The 23,058-nt window shown below is 65.2% G+C and carries 11 protein-coding genes; 7 read left to right on the top strand and 4 right to left on the bottom strand.

Annotated features, from left to right (window positions below; all coding sequences use genetic code 11):
- Positions 1 to 61: 61 nt before the first annotated feature.
- The 3 genes from RQG82_RS09210 to RQG82_RS09200 form a co-directional block, all read right to left on the bottom strand.
- Entirely contained in the window at positions 62 to 1,750 is a 1,689-nt protein-coding gene (locus RQG82_RS09210; RefSeq protein ID WP_311258789.1) for an ABC transporter ATP-binding protein, read from the bottom strand.
- Positions 1,743 to 2,594 carry an ABC transporter permease gene (locus RQG82_RS09205; protein WP_311258788.1) on the bottom strand — a complete coding sequence of 284 codons (852 nt, stop codon included), beginning with the start codon at positions 2,592 to 2,594 and terminating at the stop codon, positions 1,743 to 1,745. Before RQG82_RS09205 ends, RQG82_RS09210 begins: the two co-directional genes overlap by 8 nt.
- A gap of 105 nt (positions 2,595 to 2,699) precedes the next feature.
- Complete coding sequence (locus tag RQG82_RS09200; RefSeq protein WP_311258787.1) at positions 2,700 to 3,866, bottom strand: nucleotide sugar dehydrogenase; 1,167 nt, start codon at positions 3,864 to 3,866, stop codon at positions 2,700 to 2,702.
- A gap of 40 nt (positions 3,867 to 3,906) precedes the next feature.
- Between RQG82_RS09200 and RQG82_RS09195 the strand changes: the two genes are divergently transcribed.
- Complete coding sequence (locus tag RQG82_RS09195) at positions 3,907 to 6,240, top strand: glycosyltransferase (protein ID WP_311258786.1); 2,334 nt, start codon at positions 3,907 to 3,909, stop codon at positions 6,238 to 6,240.
- A 16-nt stretch (positions 6,241 to 6,256) separates the two neighbouring features.
- On the opposite strand, the gene RQG82_RS09190 is transcribed toward RQG82_RS09195, so the two are convergent.
- The gene (locus RQG82_RS09190; protein ID WP_311258785.1) at positions 6,257 to 7,306 is read right to left on the bottom strand and encodes a hypothetical protein; all 1,050 of its coding nucleotides are present in this window, start codon (positions 7,304 to 7,306) and stop codon (positions 6,257 to 6,259) included.
- Positions 7,307 to 7,339: 33 nt separating this feature from the next.
- On the opposite strand from RQG82_RS09190, the gene RQG82_RS09185 reads away from it, so the two are divergent.
- The 6 genes from RQG82_RS09185 (at position 7,340) to RQG82_RS09160 (ending at position 22,873) form a co-directional block, all read left to right on the top strand.
- Positions 7,340 to 8,377: a hypothetical protein gene (locus tag RQG82_RS09185; RefSeq protein ID WP_311258784.1), complete on the top strand. Its 1,038-nt coding sequence runs from the start codon at positions 7,340 to 7,342 to the stop codon at positions 8,375 to 8,377.
- Between the two features lie 21 nt (positions 8,378 to 8,398).
- Positions 8,399 to 10,738: a glycosyltransferase gene (locus RQG82_RS09180; RefSeq protein ID WP_311258783.1), complete on the top strand. Its 2,340-nt coding sequence runs from the start codon at positions 8,399 to 8,401 to the stop codon at positions 10,736 to 10,738.
- Positions 10,739 to 10,749: 11 nt separating this feature from the next.
- On the top strand, positions 10,750 to 13,128 hold the full coding sequence (locus tag RQG82_RS09175; RefSeq protein ID WP_311258782.1) for a glycosyltransferase: 2,379 nt from the start codon (positions 10,750 to 10,752) through the stop codon (positions 13,126 to 13,128).
- 55 nt (positions 13,129 to 13,183) lie between these two features.
- A complete protein-coding gene (locus tag RQG82_RS09170) occupies positions 13,184 to 16,252 on the top strand; it encodes a glycosyltransferase (RefSeq protein ID WP_311258781.1) in 3,069 nt (1,022 codons plus the stop codon).
- Positions 16,253 to 16,392: 140 nt separating this feature from the next.
- Positions 16,393 to 16,836: a hypothetical protein gene (locus RQG82_RS09165; RefSeq protein ID WP_311258780.1), complete on the top strand. Its 444-nt coding sequence runs from the start codon at positions 16,393 to 16,395 to the stop codon at positions 16,834 to 16,836.
- The gene (locus RQG82_RS09160; protein ID WP_311258779.1) at positions 16,829 to 22,873 is read left to right on the top strand and encodes a glycoside hydrolase family 99-like domain-containing protein; all 6,045 of its coding nucleotides are present in this window, start codon (positions 16,829 to 16,831) and stop codon (positions 22,871 to 22,873) included. Before RQG82_RS09165 ends, RQG82_RS09160 begins: the two co-directional genes overlap by 8 nt.
- The last annotated feature ends 185 nt before the right edge of the window (positions 22,874 to 23,058 follow it).

Below are 23,058 nucleotides of genomic sequence, written 5' to 3'. Positions count from 1 at the left end.
TCTAGTCGCTTCCCCGCGGAGAGCCGTTCGGATGCCGCGTGAGTTCCGACGCGCCGGAGGTTCAGGGGATGGTTGCGCCGGTTCCGGGGTCGGTGCCGGTGCCGGGGTCCGTGCCCGTTCCAGGGTCGGTGCCGGGGTCGGTGCCGGGGTCGGTGGGCGGCGCCGGCGTTTCGGTCTCGACAGGCGCCGGCAGGGTCGGGGCGCTAGGTGCCGGTTCGGCCGGCTGTGACGGTTGCGGCTCCGGCTCCGGGTCGGGCCGAGGCTCCTCGTAGTCGGGCTCTTCGATCTCGACCGGCAGCACGCGGGTGACCGTGACGGGAGCGCTGACGCGCACCCCATCCTCGTTCTCGGCGGTCACCGTGTAGACGACGGTCTCAGTCGCGCAGGAGAACGGGACGGCTCGATCGGTGAGATTCGCCGGCAGAGCTGCGGCGAGTGGCAGTTCGAGCGCATCGACCTGTGTCTCTGCCGCCGCGATCGCGACGCTCTTCGCATCGTCGATCTGCCAGCTCAGCAGCACCTGGCCTTCGGCTTCTTCCGAGGCGCATTCGACGGTCGCCGTATTCGCGGTGAAGCTCTTGATCACGGGATCCGCGGCAGGGGTGGAAGGCTCGGGCGTCGGCCGCGCCGAGGGCTCGGCTCCGACGGGGGCGGCGACGCTGCTGAGCGTTCCGATGATCGCCCCGGCGGCCACTGCGAGCAGCACGGCGACGCCCGAGAGCACCATCAGCAGAACGCTGCGCTTTCTCGTGCGCCTCTCGGCCCGACGATGCCGGTCGCGCCGGGCGAGCGCGCGCGGCTCCTTGGCTCCGGAGGAGAGCGCTTCAGCGACGGATGCACCGCCCGCCGCACGGGCGTTCTGCTGCTCGACGCCGCTGGCGTCGAAGCCGACAGCGATGGGCGCGTTCTTCGTCGAGGGCTTGGGGGCAGAGGCCGCTCCGACGGCACTGGAACCAGGGTTCTTCGTCCAGGCGATGTACTCGTCGATGACGTCGTCGGTGGGGCCATCGGCGATGAGCTCGCCCTTGTGCACCCACAGCACACGCTCGCAGGTCTCCTTCAGCGAGCCGGTGGAGTGGCTGACGATCATCACGAGACCGGCACTGGCGCGCAGCTCGTTGATGCGCTTCTCGCTCTTGGTGCGGAATCGCCGGTCTCCCACGGCGAGCGCCTCATCGATGAGCAGGATCGAGTGCGCCTTGGCCGACGCGATCGCGAATCGCAACCGCGCCGCCATGCCGGAGGAGTACGTGCGCATGGGGTGATAGATGAAGTCGTTGAGCTCCGCGAAGTCAGCGATCTCGTCGACGTGCTCGGCGGCTTCTTCCGGGGTGAAGCCCATCGCCAGCAGTCCGAGACGGATGTTGTTCTCGCCCGAGAGCTCGGGCACGAGTGCGGCGTTCACGCCGAGGAGCACGGGACGCTCTCGGGCGAAGATGCGGCCCTCCGAGGGCGGGATGAGCCCGGTCATCGCCCGGAAGAGCGTCGACTTGCCCGAACCGTTGTGCCCGACGACGCCGATCGACTCACCCTCTGTGGCCGTGAAGCTCACTCCTCGCAGCGCAGGGACGGTCTGAAGGTCTCGTCCGCCTTTGAGCGAGCGCAGACTCAACAGCGATTCGCGGGTGGTCATCCGCTTGCCCGATGCGTAGACCCGATAGTTGATGTGCACATCGTCGGCCACGATCATCGCGCGGGGCGCCTGATCGGCGATGGCGGGCTGCTGGCCCGGGAGAAGAAGATCAGTCACTGAGGCCATACTTCGGTTCAGCCTGCCAGAAGTAGATCACGCCACCGACGATCATCACGATAGCCCAGATCGGAGCAGCGATCCACGCGAGCAGCGGGGCTGTGTAGCCCTCGAGCATTACGTCGCGGGCGATGGCAATGAACTCGTACGTGGGGATGAGGTGCACGAATGTCATCAACGCCGGGAAGCCCGCCAGCGCACCATCGACGTCGAAGAAGATTCCGCTGGCGTAGAAGAGCACACGAGTGACGATCGGGATCAACTGCTGGACATCTCTCGTACGCACGGAGATCCGAGCGACGACGAGCGCCACCCCGAGGTTGAACACGCCCATCACCGCGAAGATCGGGATGATGAGCAACCAGGACCAGGAGATCGGCTCCCCCAGAATGAGCAGGAGGATGCCGAGCAGGAGAACGACCGGAATCATCCGCATCGCCTGCTCAACGATCACAGAGATCGGGAGCAGGATGCGCGGGAAGCCGAAGCTCTGCACGAGTTTGCTGTTGCTCGTGATCGACTTCGAGCCGCTGCCGAAGCAGCCGGTGAAGAACTCGAACACGAAGACGCCGACGATGAGGAACTGCACGAAGTTCTCCGGCCGCGCAGCACCCGAGAGGATGAAGTGGAAGATCACGCCATACGTGATCGCGAGCGAGAGCGGCTTCAGAACGATCCAGAGCACCCCGAGGCGATTCGGCAGCAGACCCGAGATCAGACGACTGCCGGCCAGTCGCACTGCGAAGGCGCGAAGTCGCCACGTCTCTGCGAGATAGTCACGCAATCGAGGGCGTGTGCCCACCTCAGTCAGACCGGCGGTCGCGGGCACAGCCATCGCTCCCATTCGGAATCCTCTACCTCTCTCTACCCTGGTGCGCGGTGAGTCTGCACCCGGGCGGCATATCGGAACATGCTACCCCACGCCGCGAATCCGTCGCCCGGAGGCGGCTCAGTCGCGGCCGTAGATGTCGCGCGTGTAGATCTTGTGGGCCACGTCGTCGAGCACGTCCGTTGAGCGATTGGCGATGATGACATCGGCCCGGGCTTTGAACTCGTCGAGATCGCGCACGACCTCCGAGTGGAAGAACTCGTCTTCGTCGAGCGACGGCTCGTAGACGACCACCTCGACGCCCTTCGCCTTGATGCGCTTCATGATGCCCTGGATCGACGACGCGCGGAAGTTGTCCGACCCCGACTTCATGACGAGGCGGTAGACGCCGACGGTCCGGGGCTCTCGCGCGAGGATGTCGGTGGCGACGAAGTCCTTGCGGGTGCTGTTGGCGTCGACGATGGCCGCGATGAGGTTCTGCGGCACTTCGGAGTAGTTCGCGAGCAGCTGCTTGGTGTCTTTCGGCAGGCAGTATCCGCCGTAGCCGAAGGAGGGGTTGTTGTAGTGCGAACCGATGCGCGGGTCGAGTCCCACGCCCTCGATGATCTGCTTCGTGTCGAGCCCGTGCACCACCGCGTAGGTGTCGAGCTCGTTGAAGTACGCCACGCGCAGCGCCAGGTAGGTGTTGGCGAAGAGCTTGATCGCCTCGGCCTCGGTCGACTCGGTGAGCAGCACCGGCACGTCGGTGGCGATCGCGCCCTCGAGCAGAAGGGCGGCGAAACGCTCTCCGACGGGTCCCTGGTCACCGACGACGATGCGCGACGGATGCAGGTTGTCGTACAGCGCGCGCCCCTCTCGCAGGAACTCCGGCGAGAAGACGATCGTCGCCTGCGGATGCGCTGCCTTCATCCGCGCGGTGAACCCCACCGGCACAGTCGACTTGATCACGATCGCCGCGTCCTGGTTGACCGCGAGCACGGTGTCGATGACGTTCTCGACCGACGAGGTATCGAAGTAGTTGGTGACCTCGTCGTAATTCGTCGGCGTCGCGACGACGACGAAGTGGGCATCACGGTAGGCCGCGTCGGCGTCGACCGTCGCAGTGAGGTCGAGCTCGTGCGTGGCGAGGTAGTCCTCGAGCTCGACATCGGCGATGGGCGAGACTCGGCGGCTGAGCATCTCGACCTTCGCGGGGTCGATGTCGACGGCGAACACCTCGTGGTGCTGGGCGAGGATGACGGCGTTGGACAGGCCGACGTATCCGGTCCCTGCGATGGCGATCTTCATGCCCTCAGGCTATCCCGGCCCGCGGATAGACTCGTCCGCGATGACACTGCGCCCTCTGCTCACCATCGTCATGCCGGTCTCGGGTGACGACGCGACTGTCGCGACGGCTCTCGAGAGCGCCCTCGCGCAGAGTCTTGTCGACATCGAGATCGTCTGCGTCGACGACGCGTCGACCGACGGTACCGCCGCGGTGCTCGAGCGATTCCGGCAGCGCGACCCGCGCGTGCGGGTCGTGCGCCATGAGCGCAACCTGTCTGCATTCCAGGCTCGACGCACCGGGGTACTCGCGGCGAGCGCCGATCGCGTGATGTTCCTCGACGGCGACGACGAGCTGACGCCCGATGCCGCGGCGACCGCGATCACTGCTGCCGAGACGACGAATGCCGACATCGTCGGCTTCGGCGTCACAGTGGTCGAGCGCGACGGTCGCACCGGCAGTCCCTACGAGGTGCGACTGCAGCCGCCGCAGCACCCGCTGGCCGGCCATGAGGTGCTGACCGGGCTCTTTCCCGTCGGCAAGCCGGCACAGGGCCAGCTCTGGCGATTCCTCTTCCGCACGAGCGTGCTGCGCGAGGCCTACTCACTGGTCGCCGACGACCTCTCGCTGGCCCGCGTCAACGATCTTCCGCTGCTCTTCCTCGCGGCGGCGATCGCGACGAGCTATGCCGCCGTTCCCGACAAGCTCTACCGCTACCACTTCGGGCGCGGCGGCAGCGGGCACCGTGTCGACACCGTCGAACGCGCACAGTTCTATACAGGGGCGATCACCTCGGTCGATGCGATCGGCCCCGCCGTCGAGGCACTCGCCGCGTCTCATGCCGACCCTGGCCTGGTCCGCGACACCTACGCGTCGGTGCGCCTGTCGATCATCGGGTACGTGTGCTTTCAGCTCGTCGAGCACAGCGATGATGCCGTGCTCGACAGCGCTCTCGCGCATCTGCACACCGTCGCCGGCGGGCACGACATCGTGCATGCGGCTGCGCGGTTCTACCCGGCGACGCTCAAGGCGCTGAAGTTCCGCTCGACGTGGCAGGGCCTGCCCGAGCGTCCGGCGCGCAGCATCCTGCTCGTCACGTCGACGCTGCGCACCGGGGGCGTCTCCGCAGTGCTCACTTCGCAGGCGCGTTACCTGCACGAGGCGGGTTACCGTGTCACCGTCGTCGCGCGCAACGGCGGGAGCGACGCGACCGCGCTGCCCGACGGCATCCCGTTCATCGAGCTGGCCTCACGCGCGCTACCGGCCCAGCTCGCGCAGTGGGCCGAGATCTGCCGCGCGCACGAGATCGACGTGGTCATCGACCATCAGGTGCTCTACACCGACACCTGGCCGGAGTTCGCGCTCATGGCACGAGCCGAAGGTGCGGCGACGATCGGCTGGCTGCACAACTTCGTCGCCCGGCCCGTCTACGACGGCAACGACCGTCTGACAATCATCGAGCGGTGCAGCCCGACGCTCGCCCAGCTCGTCACGCTGTCGCCGCTCGACGTCGCCTACTTCCGGCTGCGCGGCATCGAGCACGTGGCCTACCTGCCCAATCCCCCCTCGCCTCTGATGCTCGAGTCGGCGGCTCGCCCCAGTGCGAAGCCCTCGCCGTCGGGGCGGCTCGAACTGGTGTGGTGGGGTCGACTCGAGCAGCGCACCAAACAGGTGCGTGAGCTCGTCGAGGTGGGTGTGCAGCTGCGTGCTCTGGGGGTGCCGTTCGACCTCACGATCATCGGCCCCGACTGGGATGACGTCACCGCCAAGAAGCTCAACGCGCTCGCACGGCGGCGGGGCGTCGGCGACGCTGTCACCGCCGTCGGGCCTCTGCGAGGGGCTGCCCTGGTCGCCGCGATCGACTCGGCGGATGCCTTCATCTCGACGAGCATCATCGAGGGATACCAGCTCACGATCGCCGAGGCGCAGGCTCGGGGGCTGCCGGTCTTCATGTACGAGCTGCCCTGGCTCACGCTCGTGCAGGAGAACCACGGAGTCGTCGCTGTTCCGCAGGGCGACGCGCGGGGGCTCGCCTCCCGACTCGCCGAGACGCTCGCGGATCCCGAGCACTATGCGCAGCTATCGCTGGCCTCGTTGGACGCTGCGTCACGGGCCCGCGAGGACGACTTCGCTCAGCTCTATCGCGACGTGGTCACCGGCGCGCTGCCGCCGAGGTTCTCACCGCCCCCGACGCTCGACGATGCCCGGCAACTGCTCGGTCTGCTGGTGTTCTTCGCCCAGCGCGCAGAGGGTCGCGCCGTCGCATCCACCGACTCTGCGACGTGGGGCACGCGCCTGTGGCAGTCCGCAGCGCCGCTCGGCCGTGCGACACTGCGCCGCGTCCCAGGGCTGCAGCCGCTCGCACATCGCGCGAAGGGATGGCTCGGCGCGCGCTGAGATCTCGAGTCCGGCGTCAAGCCACGGCATCCATCGCAGCGTGGATTCGCGCGGTGAGGTCCGCGATCTCGGCGCGGGCGACGTTCACCGCCGGTGCAAGCGTGGGCAACTGCGTCTCGAACCGCGAGGCGAAGTCGCCGAACTGATCGTATCGCCCGACGAGGTCGCCGAGTCCGACGGCTGCCAGCAGACGCGAGATCTTGTTCGGGTCGCTTCCCGAGCCGATCGGATACGCGCCCTCGGTCGCGCCGATGATGAGGCCATGTGCCCGGTCGCTGACGACGGCGAGCGACTGCCGGTACACGGCGCGCACGTAGTCGTCGAGCACGTCGTGCCGCATGCTCGAGGGCATCACGTACTCGCCGCCGAGAGCGCGCGCGAGGTGAACCGCTCGCGGAGCGTCACGCGCCACCTGCGCGACGGTGACGATCCGGGTCTGCGTCGCAGCCGCGAACGCACGCACGTCCGCGAGCCACTCCTCCCCCGGCCAGGCGCGGTCGAAGCGCATCGTCACCGCGGTGAGCGGCCGCTCCGCTGGCGGCGACCAGTCGTCGACAGGCGCGCCCTCTGAGTACGCCCAATCCGGCGCGACATCGCCGAAGCCGGCAGCGTCGCGAGACCCTTGGTCCCGCCACGACATCACCGAGGCCTCACGCATGACCGGGTCGAAGGCGACACCCTGCAGCTTGTCGACGTTCTTGATGCCGATGCCCGCGAAGATCAGCGTCCCTCCCGCGCCGAGCGCGCGCTCGCACTCGGCAGCACGTGCCGGAACAGGAAAGTAGCCCGTCCGCGGGTTGATCTCACCCGCGTTGAACGCAAGCACCGGGCGAGCCGTCATGGCCTCGGCGGCGGACCAATCCGTTCTAGCGCTGTAGATGGTCATGTCGGGCGCGGGTGCGAACCCCGCCATGAAGTCGCTCGTCGCTTCCCCGAGGTGAAGATGCACATGCCGCCCCGGGCCGCGCAGCGAGGCGAGATATGCGAGCCGCAGAGCAGAGTCGCCGAGGTTGTCGTCCTGCCCGCTGAGATGGGCGAAGACATGCTGAGTCGGTTTCACAATCACTGCACCCCACTATATGGTGGCTGTGTGTTCTCCGTGCCCCTCCCCAGGACCGGGGCAGCGGCTGAACAGGGCGCGATCGAGGCTTCCGTTCCGACGGTCCTCGTCACCTCACGCCCCCCGCGATATCGCATCGACTACGTCGATCAGCTCGTCGGCGACGACTCCGAGGGCCGGGCCCCTGGAGGCGTCGCACTGGAGTTCCGCACAGACCCGTTTCGGGTGCACGGCGTGGATGTGATCCATCTGACCGACATATCAACAGTCTTCGGCGACCATCCCGGTCATGACCGTGAGCGTACACGGCGTGCGAAGCGCTTCGTGAGACTGCTCCGACGCCGCCGAATCGCGCTCGTGCGCACCGTCCAAGGCGAGGAAGCGAGTCGTGGCACCTCCCGGGCTGCTGCCATCGTCGACGAGGCCGCGACCACGGTGATCTCCCTCTACCCCGCTGCAGCGGCAGACGGGCGACAGACTCACGTGGTCGGCCACAGTCACCTTCGCGATCGGTTCCTCGGCTTCCCTCAGGAGCAGTCCGTGGCGGGGCGCGTGCTGATCACTGCGGTCAGCACACTGCATCCGTCGTACCAAGCGGTCTTGAATGTGTTCGGCGTCGCCGAACTGCCCGATTGGACGCTGCGCATCGCGGGCAAGGTGCCGGTCGAACTCGAGGAGTCGTATGCGCGAACCCTCGCGGATCACACCGACGCGATGGCGCTGCGCAACGAGCTGCTCTCCGACGCGGCATGCGTCTCAGAGGTCAGCCAGGCAGAGGTCGTGCTCGTCACTGCGCCCGAGACATACGAGTCGATGAGCATCCTCATGCTCGCTCTCTCGCTGGATCGGCCCGTGCTCGTCGAGGACACGGCGCAGACGCGGTCGCTGGCCGACGAAGTCGGCTCCTCCTGGGTGCGGCGCCACACCGGCCCTGTGACAGCCCAGGCACTCGAGACGGCACTCGCCGCGTTGAGACAGGACCCGCCGACCGGCCGGCCGAATCTCGATTCACGCGCACCCAACGTGGTGAGCGAGCAGTACCACGACGTGTATCGCGCCGCCGCGGCAGCACGCTGACACGAACCTACCCATATGACGATGCCTTCGACTCCCCTCATCTCGTTCATCATCACTGCGGATGACGACGCAGACGCGGTCGATCGCAGCCTTCGGTCGTGCCTCGCGCAGTCGCTCACCCAGATCGAGGTCGTGTGCGTTCTTCGCGGTCAGGTCGACGCTGTCGCAGCCGAATTCTCGGGCGACCCACGCGTGGTCACCGTCACTCAGCCCGCAGATGTGACTCCGGCGAAGTTGCGACGGTCGGGCGTCGAGGCTGCGAACGCGCCGTTCGTGCTGCTGCTCGAAGCCGGAGACACGGTGCCTCGTGGCGCTGCGACGCGACTTCATCGTCGGGCCTCGGAGTCGCAGGCACAGCTCGTCGGATTCGCCGTCCAGGAGACTGCGGCTGACCGCAAAGGCCGCAAATACGCCCCTGAGGCCGGCCCCCTCCACGGAGCCGACATCGTTCGCGCGCTCGCCCCGCGAGAGACGGCGGCCGAGCTGCGCGTCACACGCCACCTGTTTCAGACGCACCTGCTGCGGCAGGCCTACGCGGACTCGAGCGTCGCCCACGATCACCTCATCGATGACCGGGCGGTCGTGCTGCTCGCCTACGCATCCGCCACCTCGTACGCGGCCGTCAGCACCGTGGAGTACTTCTGCCGGCCGTCGCAGCGCGACGCCCCGGCCGACCTGGAGCGTCTCTGCCGAGCGCTGGACCGTGTCACGGCCTTCCGCGCCATCGACGGAATCGTCCGCGGGCATGCGCGCCGCAGCTCCGACCCCGAGCCGCTGCTAGACGGCTACACCTCGGGCTACCTCACCACGATCAGCGAGGCACTCGACGTCTTCGCCGCTCTCCCGCCGGAGATGCGTGCTCAGGGACGCGACGGCCTACGGGCCCGCGTAGACGGCCTCGACCTCATCTCGGCCGCCGTGACATTCGCTCCCGACGCGATCGCGGCGCTCGTCGCTCATGGCGAGCGTCGGGAACTCGGCGGAGCTCCGGTGCGCAGCGTGCTGCTCACAACCAATGTGCTCACCACGGGCGGCGTCTCGGGAGTGCTGCTCACGCAGGCGCGGTTCTTGATCGCGGCGGGTCACCACGTGACGATCGTGACACATCGTCCGGGGAGCGCAGAGTCACTCGTGCCCGAGGGCGCGACACTCGTGCAGCTGACCGGCACGAGCCGTCGTCAGCGCGTGGTGCAGTGGGCACAGCTCTGCCGCCGTCATGACGTCGATGTCGTCATCGATCACCGCATCCTGTATTCCCGCGATTGGCCATCGTTCGCGCTTGCGGCTCGTACGGCGGGTGCGGCGACCATCGGCTGGATCCACAACTTCGCCGGCCGACCCACATACAACGGAAACGACCTGCAGACCCTGCTGCAGACCCACCTGGGCGCACTCGCTCACCTGGTGGTGCTCTCGCCGCTGGACGTGGCGTTCTGGAAGCTGCGTGGCATCCGGCATGTCAGCTACCTCCCGAATCCGCCATCGCCGTTGCTCCTCGGCGCGAGTGACGTGCGCGACGTGAGGCAGGCACCGCAGGGGCGGCGCATCGAACTAGTCTGGTGGGGTCGGCTCGAGGAGCACACCAAGAAGGTCTCGCAGCTCGTGGAGGTCGCCGCCGCACTGCAGCGGCTCGGGGTCGACTTCCGCTTGCGGATCGTCGGTCCAGATTGGACCGACATGAGTGCGGATAGCCTGCGGGCTCTCGCCGCGACCCGGGGCGTTGCCGAGCGTGTCGACGCCACGGGCCCGCGGCACGGCTCCGATCTGCTCGAAGTGATCGACTCGTCTGATGTCTTCATCAACACGAGCATCATCGAGGGATACCCGCTGACCCTGCCCGAGGCGCAGTCGCGCGGGCTTCCCGTCGTGATGTACGACCTGCCGTGGCTGTCCCTCATCCAGGCCAATGACGGGGTCATCACGACTCCCCAGCAGGATCCTGAGACTCTGGCCGGGGCGATCGCCGAGCTCGCCGCCGATCCGATGCGCTACGAGACGATGTCGCGCGCCTCGATCGCAGCTGCTGCCGATGCGACCTCGCACGATTTCGCTCAGCTCTACCAGGAGCTGCTGCACGGGGATATCCCGTCGGAGCACTCCCCCGAGCCGACGCTCGAGGACGGACGCAAGGTGCTCGAGCTGCTCGTCTTCTTCGCCGAGCGGAGCACCCCGCCCCCGCGGCCCGCACGCGCAGGGTCGACGACCACCGTCCCCGCAGCTCTCGACCCTCGATCGCGGCAGCCTGGCCTCGGCGTTCGCATCGAGCGCAAGCTGGCCCCCATCGGCCGTCGCGTCATCGATGCAGCCCCATGGCTGCGACCGGCGGCGAACAGATTCAAGCGCGTGCTGCTGCGCCGATAGCGAGAGATCACATGCACGCCACCCCACTCGTCTCTATCGTCGTCCCTGTCTTCAACGACGCGAACGTGATCGCCAGCGCGCTCGACAGCTGCCTTCGACAGACCCTCGCGTCGATCGAGATCATCGTGGTCGACGATGCCTCGACCGATGACACCGCCGCGATCGTCGAGACCTACAGCGCGCGGGATCCGCGCGTCCGACTCATCCGACAAGAGCAGAATGCATCGGCCTACCAGGCTCGGCGCATCGGCATCCTCGCTGCACGAGCAGACCACCTCCTGTTCCTCGACGGCGACGACGAGCTCACCGAGACGGCCGCAGAAGCGGCGCTCGAGAAAGCGACGGCGACCGGCGCGGATCTCGTGCAATTCGGCATCGAGGTCGTGCAACTCGACGGGCGCACGGGAGGACGGTTCGAGTCGCGCCTGCAACCGAAGCACCCGTCGCTCGCGGGGAGCGATGTGCTGCGCAAGATGTTCCCGATCGATCGTCCCGCCCAGGGGCAGCTGTGGCGGTACCTGTTCCGAACGCGGCTCCTCACCGACGCGTATGCCCTCATGCCCGCAGACCTGGTGCTGCCGAGGGTCAACGACCTGCCGATCTCGTTTCTCGCCGGAGCGCTCGCCACGAGCCTCGAGTCGATCCCCGACCGCCTGTATCGCTATCACTTCGGGCGTGGTGGAAGCGGTCAGAAGGTGCGCGACCTCAGCACCGCTTCTTTCTATGCCGGCGCCATCCGGTCGATCGATTCGATCGACCCGGCGGTTCGACAGATCGCCAGCACGAGCGCTGACTCCGATCTCGTGCTCACGAGCTACGCGTCCGTCCGACGCGCCATCATCGGGTACACCACCCACTATCTGGCGGAGCACACCCGCGCCGATCTGCAGGATGCGATGTTCGCCGACCTCTATACCCGAGCGTCCGCCACCGACATCGTGCAGTCCACTGCATTGCACTGGCCTCAAGCGATAGACACGCTCGCGGCGCACGGGCAAGCGATCGGCCTTGCACGTCGACCGGTGCACAGCATCGTGCTCGCGACGAACCATCTGCGCACCGGCGGTATCTCGGGCGTCGTGATATCTCAGGCTCGTGTGCTGCGGGAGTCCGGGTTCCAGGTGACGGTCGTCGCGCGCGAGCCGGGCAGCGACCTCGGGAGCCTTCCGGCCGGCGTGCAGTTCGCCGAGGTGTCGACAGACACCCTCGGCAGCGCGCTCGCGCAGTGGATCGAGGTCTGCGCGCAGCACGAAGTCGATCTGATCATCGATCATCAGTGGCAGTACTCGACGTCATGGCAGGCCTTCGCCCTCGCAGCGCGCGCAGAAGGTGTGGCCACCATCGGCTGGTCGCACAATTTCGCCGGTCGGTCGCTGCTGCTCGGTCTCGATCGTCTCGCATCCGCTCCGCGCTACTTCTCCCTTCTCTCGCATCTCGTCGTTCTCTCGCCGCTCGACGTCGCATTCTGGAAGTTGCGGGGGATGCCGCGGGTGTCCTATCTGCCCAATCCGCCGTCATCGAACCTGCTCGATGCAGGCATCGTGGCCTCCCCGAGGCGATCTCCTGCGGGGCGGCGAGTCGAACTCGTCTGGTGGGGGCGTCTGCAAGAGCGAACCAAACGTGTGAGCGAGTTGCTCGACGTGGCTGAGCACCTCGATCGTCTGGGCATCGACTTCCGCCTGCGGATCATCGGCCCCGACTGGCGCGACATGACGGCTGCGCAGCTGAACGCAATGGCAAAGGAGCGCGGACTCGCTCAGCGCGTCAAGGCGATCGGCCCGCTTCGGGGCGACGCGCTCACGGCAGCGATCGACTCGTCCGACCTCTTCGTCAACACCAGCATCATCGAGGGCTATCCGCTCACGATCCCCGAGGCGCAGTCGCGAGGTCTTCCCGTAGCGATGTACGACCTGCCATGGTTGGCTCTGACAGCTGACAACGATGGCATCGCGACAGTGAACTGGGGGGATGCCGGGGCACTTGCTCGACGTATCGCCGAGATCGCGGCCGATCCATCCTCCTACGCACGTATGTCGGCTGCGTCTCTGATCGCGTCGGAACGTGAACTCTCCCACGACTTCCGCGCGTGGTACCGCGAGCTGGTCTCTGGCACGCTGCCCTCCGACCTGTCACCCGAACCGACTCTCGCCGACGTCCGGCAGATCGTGGACCTGTCCATCATGCTCGCCGAGCAGCATGCGGCAACGCGCGCTCCTTCTCGGAGCGCGAAGGTCCGCAGAGAGAGCGAAGGCGCCGAATCGAGCAAACGGTTCGCGCTCGTCAGACGCATAGCGCGAAAGACGACCCCGGCGGCGCGGGCTGTGCTCGCGCGCGCGCCATGGCTGAGACCGGCCGCCGAGCGTGTGCGGCGTGCGATCACCTCGACGTGAGCACGGACGACATCGAATAGCATCAGATAGAACGCCATAGCAGGGGGAATCGCGAGTGTCGGTAGCAGGATTGAAGAAGACGGCGCGGGCTCAATACATCGAGGCACGCCGCGTGTACGGCACGAGCGCGTTGCTCAGGAGCGGGATATTCGACCATTCCTACTACTCGGAGCTCGTCCAGCTGAAGGGGCAGACACCCCGACAGGCGATGCAGCACTATCTCGCTCACGGCATCGGATCGGGGTTGTCTCCACACCCGCTGATAGAGATCGAGTTCTTTCCCTCGACCATCCGCAATGCCACCCGCTCTCGAGACGGCGTGGCGACGCTGCTCAGCTATCTGCGCAGCCCCAACGCGCGCACACACGCCTGGGGGCCGTTGTTCGATCCGCGCCTCACAGACGAAGACCCCCTCGACCTGATCTCCCGTCTCCGTCCGGACCAGCTGCTCCCGGTGCCCGAGGGCTTCGCAGGCGCCGTCCCGACTTTCGGCGAGGCGCGCAAGGCGGCCCTCGCGTTCGCGGAGACCCACCGCGACCAGATGGCTGCCGCGCTACCTCCTCGACGCAAGGGATGGGACCACAAAGAGACGCAGCAGTGGATCACGAGCGTCACTTCGGCGGGCGCTCCCTCGCGCGCGCTCGTCTCCGTGATCATGCCCGTTCTGAATCGAGCCGACCTCGTTGCCGTGGCGATCGAATCCGTCCTCGCGCAGACTCATGATCAGTTCGAGTTGATCGTCGTCGATGATGGGTCGACCGACACCACACGTGACGTCGTCGCAGAGTATGTGCGCACCGATCCTCGGGTGCGCCTTCTCGCAGGGCCCCACGCGGGCGTCGGGGCCAGCCGCAACACCGGACTGGAGCAGGCACGCGGCGAGTTCATCGCGTTCCTCGACAGTGACAACAGCTGGACCCGCAGATTCCTCGAACTGTCGTTGGCTGCCCTCGACGCGGCTCCCGACGTCGTCGCGTCCCATGCAGGACTGCGATTGCACGGCGACGACGAGGTCGCGTATCGAGGCGGCGATGCGCAGCTCTCCGACCTTCAGCTCGGAAACTCCGTCGACCTGAACGTGCTGGTCGTCCGAGCACAGGCCCTGCAGACGACCGGCATCTTCGACGTCACGCTGCGCCGCTGGGTGGACTACGACCTCGTCCTTCGGCTGGCGAAGCTCGGACGGCTCGAATACCTCCCGTTCGTCGGATGCGAGTACGACAACAAAAGTGCCGACGGGCGTATCACTCAGAATGAGTCACAGCATTGGCAGTGGGTCGTCACTGAGCGCAACCTCATCGACTGGGAGGCCGCGCGCCGGTCCGTCGAAAATCGTGTCGTCGATCGCACGAGTCTCGTGACTGTCGTCGCCGGATCGGCAGGGCACGCGGCTCGGTCCATCGATCGTCTCCTGCACTCCTTCGATGACGATCTCGAGGTCGTCATCATCGACAACGGTTCACGTGCCGCGGTCGGTCGTCATCTGACCCTTCGTTATATGAGCGAACCGCGAGTCCGATACGTTCGCCTCCCGGCGAACAACAACTTCGCCCTCGCGGCCAACTACGGATTCTCCCTCACCACGGGTGCCCAGGTCGCGTTCCTCGACCCTGATGCGGATGCCCGAGACGGTTGGCTCGAGGCGCTGTCAAAGAGGCGGAGGGAGGTCGGGGCAGCCGGCGTCCAAGCTCTCCTGGTGAACCGGGACTACACCGTGCAGCACGCCGGCTATGCCTTCTACGATGAGCTGCCCCTGCCGAGCGGGCTGCTGGCGAACCTCACCATCGACGACGCCGCTGTCGCACGGGTCGATGACCTGACCGCCATCAGCGCCAGCGCCAGCCTTTTCGACGCCGCGATCTTCGCCGAGCTCTCAGGCTTCGACCCGCTGTATGCGAACGGGCTCGAAGACGTGGACTTCTGCCGTCGGGCGAAGCAAGAGAAGCCCACGGCTCGGTTCGATTGCGAACCGCAGGCGATCGTGATTCATGCACCGGGGACCAGCGCCTATCGGGAACGCCGACAGGTGCAGAATCGCCGCACCTATCTCGATCGGTGGCGCGGACAGAGCACGCCCGACGACCGAGACCGCTACGGCTCTCTGGGTATGACTGTCGCCCGCTTCGCGCCCACTTTCAGCCCTGGGCAGCCGTCCGCCAATCCCGTGCTGCTGAGAGAGCCACGTCGTCTGGAGTCCGCGTCCGCGACATCGCCCGTGCAACTGCGCTGGGCAATTAAGACCGGCGTTCCATGCACGCGGGGCGGCGATCACTGGGGCGACATCCCGTTCGCGTCCGATCTCGCACGCGCACTTCGGTCTCAGGGGCAGCAGGTGGTCACGGATCGGCATGAAGCCTGGACGCGGTCGACCTCCTACCTCGATGACGTCGTGCTGACACTGCGAGGACGCCATGCGATTCCTCCGCAGCCCGGGGCCGTCAACATCCTGTGGGTGATCAGCCGACCTGAGTTGGTGACTGTCGACGAGGTCCGCGGATACGACCTGGTGTACGCCGCCTCGGAGAAGTGGGCCGCTTGGATGTCGGCACGCTCCGGTCGAACCATCGAGCCGCTTCTGCAGGCAACATCGCCCGAACGCTTCCGGCCGGACCTCGAGCCAGTGAGCGAGCCAGATGACCTGATCTTCGTCGGCGGAAGTCACGGGCACGAATTCGGACGTGCCATCGTCGGATTTGCCGTACAGGCAGAAGCCCCGGTGGGCCTCTGGGGCCCCGGCTGGCACAAGTTCGCGCCCGCGCGCTATGTGCGCGACGGGTATCTCGACACCGATCGCCTGCCGCACGCCTACAGGTCGGCGAACATCGTTCTCAACGATCACTTCTCCGACATGGCAGAGTGGGGCTTCATCAACAACCGCACGTTCGATGCTCTGGCCTGCGGAACACCGCTGATCAGCGACGCGATCGACGGTCTGGAGATCTTCGAAGGTGCCGTGGTCATCGCTGACTCGGTGGAGCGAATGCGCGAGCTCGTCACCGATCGAAGCTGGATGCCGTCAAGCGAGCAGATGTCCGAGATCTCTTCGAGGATCCGCGCGGATCACTCGTTCGACTCCCGCGCTCGCACGCTTCTCGAAGCGGCAGTGTCGACGAGAACTCAATGAGGCCGCTGCCGGAGACCGTTCGACCGACCCGAAGCCGTTGAGGCTGCGGATTCCGTCACCAAGATAGGCTGATACGCGATCGTGAGACAGCAACGCACCGGTCGGGTCCATGACTTTTCCCCCGAAGAATGAGAATCCCCATGAGCAAGCTCACTAGGAATACCGCATCGATCGATGCGTCATCACCCCAGGAACTCGAGGCAGAGATTTTCATCTCTCAGGTCAGGGCGAGCGCTGCACGTGAGAACGAGTTGATCTCCGAGGTCGAACGGCTCACGTCGGAGATCGCCGAACTCACGCGGCGGTACATGAAGACACGCGAAGAGTTGACGACTTCCGAAAGCGCACGCGGCGAACTTGCGGATCGGGTTGATTTTCTCGGCACCGAGCTCGCCAGCGTTGACCGTCTCCAACGTGAGAACAAGTCGCTCGTCCAGCAGGTGGCAGAGCTCACCACGCGCGCAGTCGATGAACAGCGCAACGCCGAGAGGGCCGAAGATCGTGAACGGGCGCTTGCCCAGCAGCTGGCGGCGATGACGCTCATGCTCAGCGAAATGACGATGAAGAGCGCTGCCCGTGGCTGACCGTTCCGCGGCCTCCGCCCTTCGTGCCTCTTCCCTGTTCGACCCGAAGTGGTATCGCGAGCAATACCCCGACGTGAGGCTGAGCGGGCTTGATCCGGCAAAACACTATCTCGAGTTCGGCGCGAGGCAGGGTCGCGATCCTGGCCCCAGATTCAGCACGCAGGGATATCTCGAAAGGCATCCGGAACTCGCCAAAGACGGCATAAACCCTCTCCTCCACTTTCTGCGCTCCGGTGCGGCGATCGACGATCAGCCCACGCCCGTAGGGAACGAGCGGAAGCCCGAAGGCTGGGACATTCTCGCGTCGTCGGATCTGTTCGATGCGTCCTGGTACCTGGACAACTACCCTGCTGTCCAGCTCAGTGCGATCGACCCACACGAGCACTACCTGCGCGTGGGGTCGGAACTCGGCTACGACCCAGGCCCTAAGTTCAGCACCCAGATGTACCTCTCGCGTCATCGCTCGGTTCGAGAAGCTGGCGTGAACCCTCTTGTGCACTATCTCCGTTACGGCCATCGGGAAGGGCGAGCTGTCGATCCGAGCGCGCTCGCGCAACCGGTGACCGAACGCGCTGATTACAAACTGATTGAGAATTCACCGCTTTTCGATTCGAGTTGGTATGCCGCGCATTACCTCGATCAGCGGACACCCGATATCGATCCCCTTTCACACTTCCTCGAGATCGGGGCGTGGGCTCTCAACGACCCGTGCGCTGAGTTCAGCACCCGCGCATACCTTGAGGCCGCACCCGACGTGCGCGCGCGAGGCATGAACCCGCTCGTTCATTATCTGAAGTTCGGGCTCGCCGAGGGGCGGAAAGTCAGCGCCTCGCACCATGGCACAGCGGCGTTCGGCCGGGTGGTCTCCCAGGCGCATCATGCTCTGGAACGGCTCGATGCGTTCGACGCTGGATGGTACTCCGAGCGCTACGACGATGTGGCAGCGTCGGGATTGACACCCGCCGAGCATTACCTCGAGGTCGGAGCCGATTTGCTTCGCGATCCGAGCCCGCACTTCAGTACGGCCGGGTATGCGACTCGGAACCCGGACGTCATCGCAGCCGGACGTAACCCACTGCTTCACTACAGCGGAACCGGGAAGGCCGAGCATCGTCCCTTCACGCTCGATCCAGAGCACACTCAGCCGACGCATCGCCCCGTGCATGTCCCCAAGGCCCCGCACGCTACCCCGGACGCGCGCCCGGATGCGCGCGTAGTCGCTTTTTATCTCCCTCAGTTCCATCCGATCCCCGAAAACGACGCCTGGTGGGGCACTGGCTTCACCGAATGGACTGGGGTGATACCGGCGCAACCTCAGTTCCCCGGCCATTACCAGCCGCACGTACCTGGTGAGCTTGGTTATTACGATCTACGTGATCGCGAGGTGCAACGCAAGCAGATCGATTTGGCTAAGCGATACGGAATCGACGCCTTCTGTTTCTACTTCTACTGGTTCGACGGCGTCACCTTGCTTGAAACCCCCCTCCGTCAGTGGCTGGAAGACCCGTCCCTCGACTTGCCGTTCATGCTGTGCTGGGCCAACGAGAACTGGTCACGCCGATGGAACGGGCGGGAAGACGATGTTCTGATCGCCCAGAACCACTCCCCGGAAGATGATCTCGCGTTCATCGAACACGCTGCGGAGTACCTTCGGGACCCGCGCTATACCCGTATCGACGGGAAGCCGGTTCTCGTCGTCTATCGGCCAAGCCTTTTGCCGGATATCGCGGCGACTGCGAAGCGGTGGCGCTCATGGTGCCGCGACAACGGCGTCGGTGAAATCTATCTCGCTTACACGACTTCCTTCGATCGGCTCGATCCGGAGACGATCGGATTCGATGCCGCGGTGGAGTTCGCGCCGAACAACATGGCCACTCCCGACATCACCCAGAATCGGCCCAAGTACGGCGGCTTTGCGGGGCGAATGTACGATTGGCCGCAGCTTGTCTCGCGCAGCCACGCCTATCCCCCCTCAGAGCACCGGGTGTTTCGTGGGGTCAATCCGTCGTGGGACAACACGCCCCGACGCGGGTCGAATGCGGGCATCCTCGCTGGGAGTACACCTGGACAGTTCACACGCTGGACCGCCAACGCGATCCGTGAGACGTTGCGGACGCGTGAAGCCGATGACGATGGGCTGCTCTTCGTCAATGCATGGAACGAGTGGGGCGAGGGCGCTCACCTGGAACCGGACGAAGCATATGGTTACGCATGGCTGGAATCTGTGCGCGTTGCTCTTGCCTCAACCGCTCCGGCCACGACTGTCACAGCCGAGTCCGAAGTCGCGTTCGTCATGGACCTCACGAGCACTTCATTGCCAGCGGACCTCCCTGCGTGGATCTTGGAACTCGAGAAGTCCGGCTCGCTCTGGGTCCTGATCGATGGATCAGACGAAGACGCCGCCGTCGTTCCCACACCGCTTGACGGCTTCACACACCTCGTGAGGGCACCACACGGAGTCGGGATGCTCGGCCTACTTCAGGCGCTGCCTGAGATGACGGCGGCCGGGTTCGATCTGGTCTACCGGATCGACGATGAAGCTCCTCCCCTCACCGAGCTGAGGCCGTTGGTCACGCGTTTCGCACACGACTCACGGCTCGGATTGGTTCGAATGGGTGGCGAGAAAATAGTCGGCTCGCTCGAGTCCTACGCCAGTCAGGTGGCGACCAGACTGGGCCTCGAGCCGGGTGAGATCGGCTCTCTCTCGTACGCGACTGGAGGGGCGTTCGCGGCCCGACTCAGCGCGTTGGCCCCTATCGCCGCCCTCGCATTCGACGATGAAGACGTTCTGATGACGGGATCGCGCTATGTGCCGTTCCTCGACAGCGTGCTAGATGCGTCTCTCACGGCCAGCGCCGCTGCCTGCAGCGCGCGGGTCCAGGCGACGCCGGCGGTGAAGAAGGCGCCCCAGCGACCATCCGTCCTGATCGTCTCGCACGATCTGCACCCGCATGGCGCTCAGCGGCTCGCTCTTGCGATGGGTGCGGGTTACCGCGACTCGGGTTTCGATGTCCGATTCATCGCTCTGGAAGGCGGCCGGCTCGAGAACGAGTTCCGTCAGGTCGGGCAAGTCGACATTGTGGGGGTCGCCCCGGGGGATATCCGCACTACCCGCAAGCTGCTCCGGAGCATCGCAGGCGGCGGAACCCGTGCTGCGATCGTCAACACCACGGTCGCCGCGCCACTCATCCCGCTGCTCAAGGCGGAAGGCTTCTCTGTCGTCTCACTCGTCCACGAGCTGCCAGGCGTCTTGGGGGAAATGGCGCTCCACAGATCGGCCCAGTACGTTTCAGAGCTCGCTGATGTCGCGGTGTTCCCGTCCGAACTCGTCAGAGATCGCTTCCAGGGTTTTGTAGGTTCGGACCACCCTGACAACTCCGTGATCCGACACCAGGGCGAGTACCTGGCCCTGGACGATCGGGCCAATGGAGCCACTGTCCGCGAGGCGCTCGGCATCGCATCTGACGCTCCCGTGATCCTCGCAGTAGGGTACGGCGACCATCGCAAGGGCATCGATCTCTTTGGTGAGGTCGTTGCCAACGTTCTTGCGGTCGACCCCACAGCACATGCGATCTGGGTCGGGCATTTGGGGCAAGACGGTGCGTACGGCGAGGCTCTTCAAGCCATAGAGCAGGCAGATGTCGCCGATCGGGTCCACTTCCCCGGGCTCGTCGACGCCCGCCAGATACGTGACTACTATGCCGCTGCGGCAGTCATGCTTGTGCCTTCGCGGGAGGATCCTTACCCGAGCACTGTCATTGAGGCCATGGGCAGCGCGGTTCCGATTTTTGCGTTCGAGGGGAGCTGCGGTAACGAAGAGCTCCTCAGACGGGGCGCAGGCGTCTTGGTCCCGGCGTTCGACACCTCCGCCATGGCTGACGAGGTGGCGGCAATCCTCGGCGATCCAGAGCGAGCCGCCGCGATCGGAGAATTCGGTCGCGAGATTCGCAACAGCGAGTTCAACTTCAATAGCTACCTCTTCGACTTGCTCGATTACGCAGGCTTGAAATACCCGCGGGTGTCAGTCGTCGTGCCCAACTACAACTACGCACGGATTCTCCCTGAACGCCTGAAGTCGATCGACAACCAGACGCACCCCATCTTCGAGGTGATCGTGTTGGATGACTCGTCGACGGACTTCAGCGATGAGCTCATCCGGCAGTATGCGAAGGCGCATCCGATGCGAGTCCGCTACCTGCCGAACGATTCAAACTCGGGATCTGTCTTCAAACAGTGGCGAAAGGGCGTTGAAGCAGCGCAGGGCGACTTCGTCTGGATCGCGGAGGCTGATGATCTCGCTGACCCCGAATTCCTCAGCAGCACGATTCCTGCCTTCACTGATCCAAGCGTCGTCATCAGCTATGCGCAGTCACGCGCCATAGACGATCGTGGACGGGTCACCATGCCTGACTATCTCCCCTACGTCGCGGATCTCGATGATCAGCGATGGCGGATGTCGTATGTTGCGGACGGACTGGATGAAATCCGCGCCGGCATGTACGTGAAGAACACGATTCCCAACGTGAGCGCGGTGACGTTCCGCAAGGCGGCGCTCCTCGACGTGCTGCAGGAATCACATCAAGACATCATCTCGCTTCGAAACGCGGGCGACTGGCTCGTGTATCTTCGGGTGCTTGAGCGAGGCAGCATCGCGTTCACCGCAACGCCTCTATCCTCACATCGCCGGCACGCCCACAGCGTGACCATCTCCAGCTTCGATGAAGCCCAGCTTCTTGAAATTCGCACGGTTCAGGAATCGACCATTCGACGTCATCGGCTCGGAGAAGCTGAGACCGGCATCGCGACGCGATATGCACAGACGCTTTATCAGCAGTTCGGTCTCGCGCATGATGACGCACCTCGCGTGGATGACTCACTGGCCGTAGGTACGCAGGCCGTGGAGTCTGCTGCTACCCAGATGACTTCGCGGCGAATCGGCGTGGTCAGCATTCCTCGACGCTTGCCGGTTGGCGCGAGGGACTCGTTCCCGGATCTGTACGGCGCCATCGGCCGCAACACAGGCAACTACATGTTCACTGAGGCGATGTTCCGTCAGCTTCAAGGTCAGGTCGAGCCGATTGGGTTCGGATTCGACCCCGAGGTCGTCAACTCCGAGTTCGATGCGGTGGTCATCCCTGCAGCGAACTGGTTGAACGAGTCGAGCGATTGGACGTTCCTGGTCGAGCGGATAGAGCGACTCACGGTCCCCGTGATCATGATCGGCGTCGGGCTGCAGGTTTCTAACGAACCCTCCGCTGAGGTCCGCGTCCATGAATCGGCCCTCAGGCTGGTGCGTGCGGTCGCCGAGCGCTCGACATCGATCTCCACGCGCGGCGACTTCACGTCTGATTGGCTACGTAAACAGGGGTTCCGCGAGGTCGTTACGACGGGCTGCCCATCGACATACATGAAACAGGTCGCGTGGTCAGATGGCGACGGCGACGGGCTGGTACTTCAATCAACTCGATATGGGGCTACAAGGAGCTTTGCCGCGGCCAACGGACTCAACGAGCAGTTGTTCAGGCTCGCTGCTCAGCATGACATCGACATGCTGTATCAGTCCGAACCGGAGGAGCTTGAGGCGTTGTTGCTCGCCGCAGGAGCCGCGTCTCTAGACAAGTTGGCGGACGGGCTGCTCGCTGACACTTACGGAGTGAAGAGCGATTCTGACGCGCGCGCGTACGTGGCGCGCCACGGCCAGGCGTTCGTCGAGCTCGATTCTTGGTCTCGATGGATCGCGACCAAGTCCGGACAGTTCGGAACGCGGCTCCACGGCGCTATCCTCGCTCTGAACTCGGGGGTCCCCGCGGTGCTGGCTCCGCACGACTCTCGAACCGCGGAGGTCGCTCGCTACGCTCACATACCTACGTTCAACTTCGATCGGGAACAGGAGATAACACTGCCAATTGTCGAAGAAGCTATCCTGAACGCTGATACGGCCGACTACTACGCCACTCGTCGCGTAAACCAGGCCGTATACCAGGATTTCCTCGGGGCAAACGGCCTTTCACCTCGAGAGACGGGCTTCAACGACTAAATTGGGTCTAATCAGATCCCGTCGCGAGCGGTGAGGATGAATTCACTTGACGCCAGTTCTTCTTCGCACATGATTGGACGGCAGTTCTCGAGTTGATCGAGGGCTCAGATCGGATATTTCGACGCTGGTAGGGTACTCGTTTTGAGTGCCGCCAGACCATGGAGCTCATGCCGAGCAAAGGCCTC

Origin of the sequence: Microbacterium sp. WCS2018Hpa-9 (assembly GCF_031843745.1) — a bacterium.
Lineage (GTDB): Bacteria > Actinomycetota > Actinomycetes > Actinomycetales > Microbacteriaceae > Microbacterium.
Note: the sequence above shows the minus strand (reverse complement) of the source record. Positions and strands in the feature narration are given on the sequence as shown.